General features: G+C 44.9%; 3 protein-coding genes and 1 pseudogene. 3 read left to right on the top strand and 1 reads right to left on the bottom strand.

Annotation, left to right across the window (positions count from 1 at the left end):
* A partial coding sequence (gene xseA, locus A3735_RS13685; protein WP_068638166.1) for an exodeoxyribonuclease VII large subunit occupies nucleotides 1–1,150 on the top strand: 1,150 nt, incomplete at its 5' end.
* Nucleotides 1,151–1,161: 11 nt separating this feature from the next.
* Here xseA and A3735_RS13680 read toward each other — a convergent pair.
* The gene (locus A3735_RS13680) at nucleotides 1,162–2,169 is read right to left on the bottom strand and encodes a metal ABC transporter solute-binding protein, Zn/Mn family (protein WP_068638165.1); all 1,008 of its coding nucleotides are present in this window, start codon (nucleotides 2,167–2,169) and stop codon (nucleotides 1,162–1,164) included.
* A gap of 156 nt (nucleotides 2,170–2,325) precedes the next feature.
* On the opposite strand from A3735_RS13680, the gene A3735_RS13675 reads away from it, so the two are divergent.
* Together A3735_RS13675 and A3735_RS13670 are read left to right on the top strand one after the other, a co-directional pair.
* Nucleotides 2,326–5,736 (top strand): Ig-like domain-containing protein, encoded by a 3,411-nt coding sequence (locus tag A3735_RS13675; RefSeq protein WP_068638164.1) that lies wholly within the window; start codon nucleotides 2,326–2,328, stop codon nucleotides 5,734–5,736.
* Between the two features lie 237 nt (nucleotides 5,737–5,973).
* Nucleotides 5,974–7,043, top strand: a pseudogene (locus A3735_RS13670) (cache domain-containing protein); the annotation flags it as partial.

The following is a 7,043-nucleotide window of genomic DNA, read 5'->3' as shown; positions in this document are numbered from 1 at the left end:
CCAACGCTTAAAGTTTATCCCCAAGGAAGGTGACCAGATAATTGTTCGAGCCAAAGTGAGCTTGTACGAAGGTCGCGGCGATTACCAACTTATCGTTGAAGGCATGGAACCGGCGGGTATTGGGCAACTACAAGCCGCTTTTGAAGCACTAAAGCTTAAACTGGCTGGCGAAGGACTGTTTGACCAGCAGCATAAAAAATCTATACCACAAATCCCCAAAAAAGCAGCCGTGATAACCTCTCAAAGCGGTGCCGTCATTCATGACATCATTTCAGTGACGCAGCGTCGCTTCCCTGCACTAGAGATCATTTTGCTACCCGTTCAGGTTCAAGGGGAAGGCTCAGCACAACAAATTGCCGACGCTATCGCTTACTGCAACAGCCACAACCTTGCAGATGTGTTAATTGCTGGGCGAGGAGGCGGGTCTCTAGAGGATTTATGGAGTTTTAATGAAGAAGTCGTCGCACGTGCTATTTTTGACAGCGAACTACCTATCATTAGCGCCGTTGGTCATGAAGTAGACTTTACGATTGCCGACCTGGTAGCAGACTACCGGGCACCAACGCCATCAGCAGCCGCAGAACACATTACGCCCGACCAATACGAATTAATGCAAAACCTGGATCAACAACAACGGCGCCTGGAGTTTTTGATCAACAATCGATTCAAACAACTCAGCCAAAGCATCGATGCCTTACAAAAACGACTAAGACATCCTGGCGATGCCCTTCAAGAAAAGGGTTTACGCCTTGAAGAACTTCAAGAGCGCATTAAACGGGCACTATCAAACACTATTGAAAATAAATCTGGAAGTCTGAATATACTTCAGCACCGCTTACTCAGATATAACCCTCAAGCGAAGCTTGAACAAAGCGCAGCAACACTAAACAACGCTTACGACAAACTAGTACAAGCGCAGCATGCAAACCTGGAACAACAGCAACACAGACTGGCGATTCTAGCCCAGACACTGCACACGGCAAGCCCTCTTGCAACCTTAGGGCGCGGCTATGCCATATTAAAGTCCGATAAACAGAAAGTTCAAACCCAGTGCAGCGACTTCAAGGCGGGAGACAAAATCAGTGCCACACTAAAAGATGGGATTGTCCATTGTACCGTCGACCAAAGTGTTCCAGAACTGGACTTATAACTCAGCCCAGCTTACTTCAAGGCTTGATAAATTTTCGCTAGATTGTACTGCATCATATCGAGATAGCTTGGCGCTAGCTCATGAGATAAGGCGCCCGAGATCAGTTCACCTCCAAAATTGACTCCCGTTTCCATTTGCACAACTTTGATAAGGCGATTGTCAGCGACATTTTCCTCGAAAATCGCCTTGACGCCAGAGCTCCGAACCTGACGAACTACTTGTGCAATTTGTGCTGCAGAAGCCTCTCCTCCCGTACTGATGCCTTGCAAGCTCCGCATTTTCAAACCATAATCTCGAGCCAAATAAGCAAAGGCATTGTGAGGAACAACCATTTGTCGTTGAGACGCAGGCAGAGCCAAAAACTTCTTCTCGTAAGCTTGGTTAAGCAAGTCTAATTCTTCAATATATGCCTGTGCATTCGTTGCATATTCTCCGGCATGCGGAGGGTCAACCTTCGCTAAGGCATTGGTGATATTGCGAATATATACTTTTGCAGCCTGCAAGCTATGCCAGGCATGCGGGTCAACCCTTCCAACCATCTTGGAAATATCATCATTTTCATCAAGAGAAGCGCTACTATGCTTATGCTCTTCTTCGCCATGATGACCATGACTATGTCGACGCAAATCCTTTCGCTCTCTGATCAAACGAACATTTTCTGTCGCTATCACAGTCAGGCCATTAAAATCTGCTGCTGCAACCAAGCGCGCTAACCACCCTTCAAAGCCCAAGCCATTCATTAACAACAAGTCAGCTTTAGATAAATGCTTAACATTTTGAGGTGAAGGGCGGTAAACATGTGCATCTTCCCCCCAGTCTACCAAGGTAGATACGGATACATGATCTCCTCCCACCGCCTTAGCCATATCAGCCAAAACACTGAAGGTCGCTACTAACTGTAAACTGGCTCCCGCACCGCTCTCTTCCCGTTCAGCCATTACATTCATTGAAAGGCATAGCAAAAATATCGAGAGCAAAGCTCTACGACTGCTAGACTTGTACCTAATGTTACTTTGCATACTTAACCTCAATAGGGTTTCTGTTGAAATTTTGCCGGTTAGGAAAACAGTTATATGAAGCTGTTTTATAGAATTTCACTTTCTGTTGACAAAATGGAACATACTTCCTGTAGAAAAATCTCTAAACTGCGCGCATATTAAGAGGATCACTATTCAATGTTCAACGTTTTTTCAATAAATAGCGCATCTAAAGTACTGACATATTTTTTAATATCACTATTACTTAGCGCTTGCAGCGGCGGTAGCAGCTCAGGAAAACAGACCAATAATACGCCTTCACTTCAGAGTCTCTCATTATCAACACCACCAACAACAATGATATCTGGCGAAACCTTTCAAGCCAGTGTGACCGGTTTATACACCGACGACTCAAGTTTTGACTTAAGTAGCGACGCTGGCTGGAGCTCTAGTGACACGAATATCCTGACAGTGTCAGACAGTGGCCTGATTACGGCAATCAATGCTGGTAGTACTACGATTACAGCGGCTTTTTCTGGAGAATCAGCCAGTTTCAGCATAAACGTAATTGCTTTAAGCAGCATTGCGATGAGCATCATTCCCGACGATCTTGAGGTCGGCGACAGTGTGCAATTAAGTGCTAACGGAACCTACACCGATTCATCAAGCGAAGACATCAGTAACGATGTTATCTGGGCCTCTAGTAATAACACTGCTATCAGCATAAGTGCCACAGGCCTGTTATCGGTAAACACCGCTGGCAGTGCAACGATCTCTATCGAACACAATGATTTGCTAGATCAACAAGACGTGGAGGTTGTCGTTCTTTATAGTGTTAGCATTACCACCTTGCCTTCCGACATCGAAGTCGGCAGCATCCAGCAGCTGGTAGCAAACGCGCACTACTCAAATAGTACAACAAGTATTATCACCTCAGCCGCTAACTGGAGTTCCTCTGATCCGAGCATTTTGCATATCTCCAACGAAGGCTTACTTACCGCACTAGCACCTGGTGACGCAACCATTACAGCCAGTTATGAGGGTGAGCACGCTTCAAGTACGTCTACTGCATACACATTGAGTTCACTTAGCATAACACCCGCCGCGTTGACACTGGCAATTGCTTCATCTCGCACTCTCACGGCAACCGGAATTTATACGAACAACACCACAAGCGACCTTAGTCCTGAGACTTCTTGGCAATCGAGCAATAACAACATCGCCACAGTCGATGAAAATGGCTTGGTAGTCGCTGTCAGCGCTGGCAATACCAATGTCACAGCAAGTATTGGCGACATCAACACAAGTCTGGAGCTAAAGGTTTCTCCTGCTACATTGCATTCTATTTCAATTGATTTACCCGACACTCTAATTGCCGGACTCACTACTGCTTTATCAGCGACTGGCACCTATTCCGATGGCAGCACCCAAAACATTACCGCTGAAGTAACATGGCAAACTAGCGATATCAGCCTTGCCAGTATCGATAATGAGCTTATTACCGCCATTCAAAGTGGGGAGGTGCAAGTCAGCGCTATTAAAGGCTCTACAACTGGGTTAAAAAACATTGTTATCAGCCCGGCTCAAATCGACAGTCTGGTTTTGACCCCGCCATTGATCACACTAGCGAAAGGAACTCAAAGCGAGGTAAACGTCACCGCCATTTTTACTGATCAAAGCCACCAAGATGTTACTAGCCAAGTCAATTGGAGCGCTGACTCTCCTGAAATAATCTCAATTGAAGCGGGCTCATCACTTGTTAGCGGACTGGATATCGGCAGCTCAAGCCTGAGTGCTGAGCTAGATGGCCATAATGCTGCCAGTACGGTTACGGTAAGCAATGCAGTACTAAGCAATATAAGTATTCTTCCTATTAACAGCTCCCTACCAAAGGGGCTAAGCCAAAGTTTCAGTGCTCAAGGAACATACAGTGACGGCTCAGTTCAGGACATCACCGAACAGGTAACCTGGACATCGAGCGACTCGGCAATAGGCTCTATTTCAAACGCTGCGCTATCTGAAGGTTTAGTCAATGGACTAGAACTGGGATTCGTAAACATTTCCGCCACCCTGGATGATATTAGTATATCGACTAGTCTAAGCATTCAAGACGCCGTATTAACCGCAATTGAAGTTCAGCCAGGAAATATCAGCCTAGCTAACGGGCTTCAAATACAAGCCATTGCTTTAGGCTCCTATTCTGATGGAGAACAAATTGATATCAGTAAAGAGGCCAACTGGAACACAAGCTCTAGTACTGTTGCAAGCGTAGAAAGCCCTAGCGCTCCGGTTATCAGCGCTAATGCAGAAGGCGAAGCCCTGATCTCTGCCGAACTAGAAGGAATCAGTGGTATTAGTTTAGTGACAGTAACAAGTGCGACACTTCAATCAATATCACTGACGAGCGATAACACAAGTATTCCGGCTGGGTTTACAGAACAAGTCAAAGCAAGTGGCTTATATACCGATGCATCGACTAAAGACATCACCCACCTCGTCACCTGGCAAAGCGAAGACAATCAACTTATTACTGTCGACAATAATGTAGATAGCCCAGGACTAATTCGTACCGTTGCCCCCGGTAGTACACGTGTCAGCGCCAGCTTTGAAGGCCTATCGTCCAGCGCAACCTTCACAGTGACGGACGCAATACTAAGTTCTATTGCTATTACCAGCCCTGCTAGCGCGATAAACGTTAACGATGAACTGCAACTGAGTGCCATTGCAGACTACTCCGATAACAGCAGCAAAGATCTCACCCAAGAAGTAAGCTGGATAATCAGTGACAATGATGTTGTATCTATCGAGACGGCATCGAATGACTACTTTTCTAATCAAAGCGGTTTGCTAAAAGCTCTGTCAGCCGGCACCAGCGATATATCTGCCCAGTTACTAAACAGCTCAGGAGAACTTATAAGCTCTAACACTCTGAGCCTCACAATCTCGGAAGACCCTAACGCTACTAAAGCGATATCACTGTCACTGACTCCAAACGTTATTCTAAACAACGGTATTGATAGCTCTATTGTGTCCGCGACTTTAAGCCCTAACTCGGCTAGCGGAGCAATTCCAGATAACACTGAAGTGAGTTTTAGTATCACTGATAATGGCACCACACATATCGAAACGGCTTATACCAGTAATGGCGTCGCTCAAATTACCCTAAGCTCTGAGAATATTGGTCTGATATCAATTGAGGCTTCGAGCAATCAAATTCATAGTTCGTCAGCAATATACAGTACAAATGATTTCAGAAATGTCATCGTAAGCTACGCAGAAGCAGAAGTATTATATGATGCAGAAAACGAGGTCTTAAAATCTGGCAGCACTTTACTAACACTTGTCCGAAACCTATCAAATCGCGACTTCGATCTACCATTAATTGCTGTTATGACTGGCAATCCAGACCCTCAAATACATTTACCTGAATCACCTTTTGACACATCCCTTCTAACAGGAGATCAAGTTTTATCGGGAGGAGAAACAAACGCATTTGGCTACGCCCTATCTGAAGACGTCAGCGGCAGCATTTTTTATATCCTTTATGCATTAAGTGACGACACAACAAATACAGATTTTATAAGCGGTTCTGTATTCAGCTTCCAGTAAACGCCCCTCCCGACAAGAAACGAACCACTCACCACGAGTCTGGTTCGTTTCTCGCCCAGCAACTAATCCAGCGCAGTTTTCGCACCAATACAGTGCCGAACTTCCCCTCCTAAATATTAAGCACTTTTTCTTAAATGGCCTATGCTGAAATAGATTGCGGCTGACAAGTAGTTGCGTCTTCACCACACTAAAAATGTCAGTAACGACGAACTAAAATAGCAATAATAGGAAACAACCATGTCCATCTCTCGAAAAGTTCTCCTCGGATCACTTTCAGTGTCCGTTGTTTCGGTACTATTAACCGCTCTGATTACAGCAGGTGTTGGATTTAATATTGCCGAAAGCGTTATTGAAAACGAAGCACGGAAAGCGCTCATCACACAGCGAGAATCCCAGAAGGACTTTATTCACAGCTACCTACAGACTATCAAACATGAGCTTAAAGCTTTCTCTGCAAGCCATAGTGTCGTCGACTCAGCTGAAGGCTTCATCGCTAGCTATGATGATTTTCCTAAAACCGTCAGTAGCAACGAAATATCTGACAAGTTAGAAGATTATTACACCGGGCAATTTGGTGCCACCTATGCCGAGAGCAATCCAGGCTCTTCATTATCTCCCGGCAATTTACTTAACAGCATTAGCGATAAAGCCCGTTTAATGCAATATCACTTCATTGCAGACAACGCTAACCCCTTAGGTCAAAAAGATGCCTTAGACTCACTCGACTTTAGCTCCGATTACAATGAGGTACACAAAGAGTATCACCCGGAGTTTAGAAAGCACCTTAACGAATTCCAATATTACGACATCTTTTTGATCGATATTGACTCAGGCGAGATTATTTACTCCGTTTTCAAAGAGCTCGATTACGCCACCTCTTTACTTACCGGGCCTTATAAAAATAGTGACTTAGCTAAAGTCTATAAAGAAGCTGCCAACGCAAGTGACCCTGACCACATTGCCTTTACTTCTTTTCAGTCTTATACGCCATCTTATGAAGCTCCTGCCTCCTTTATGGCAAGCCCTGTGGTAAATAAACAAGGTGAGAAAATCGCCGTTTTGGCTTTTCAAATGCCTATCGATGAGCTGAACCGAATCATGACCCATAACGAACAATGGGAAAAGTCTGGTATGGGCTATTCAGGCGAAACTTACCTGGTTTCTCAAGAATTCAAAGCTCAGAGCAAGAGCCGCTTCTTGGTTGAAGACAAAGAGAACTTCTTAAGCGCGCTTAAAGAGAGTGGCGTAAACGAGAAGACGCTTAAGCAAATTGATCTTAAAAACACCAACATTGGCTTCCAAGAAAT

The sequence above is a fragment of the Oleiphilus sp. HI0061 genome, assembly GCF_001635675.1.
This window is presented reverse-complemented; position numbering and strand designations above follow the sequence as displayed.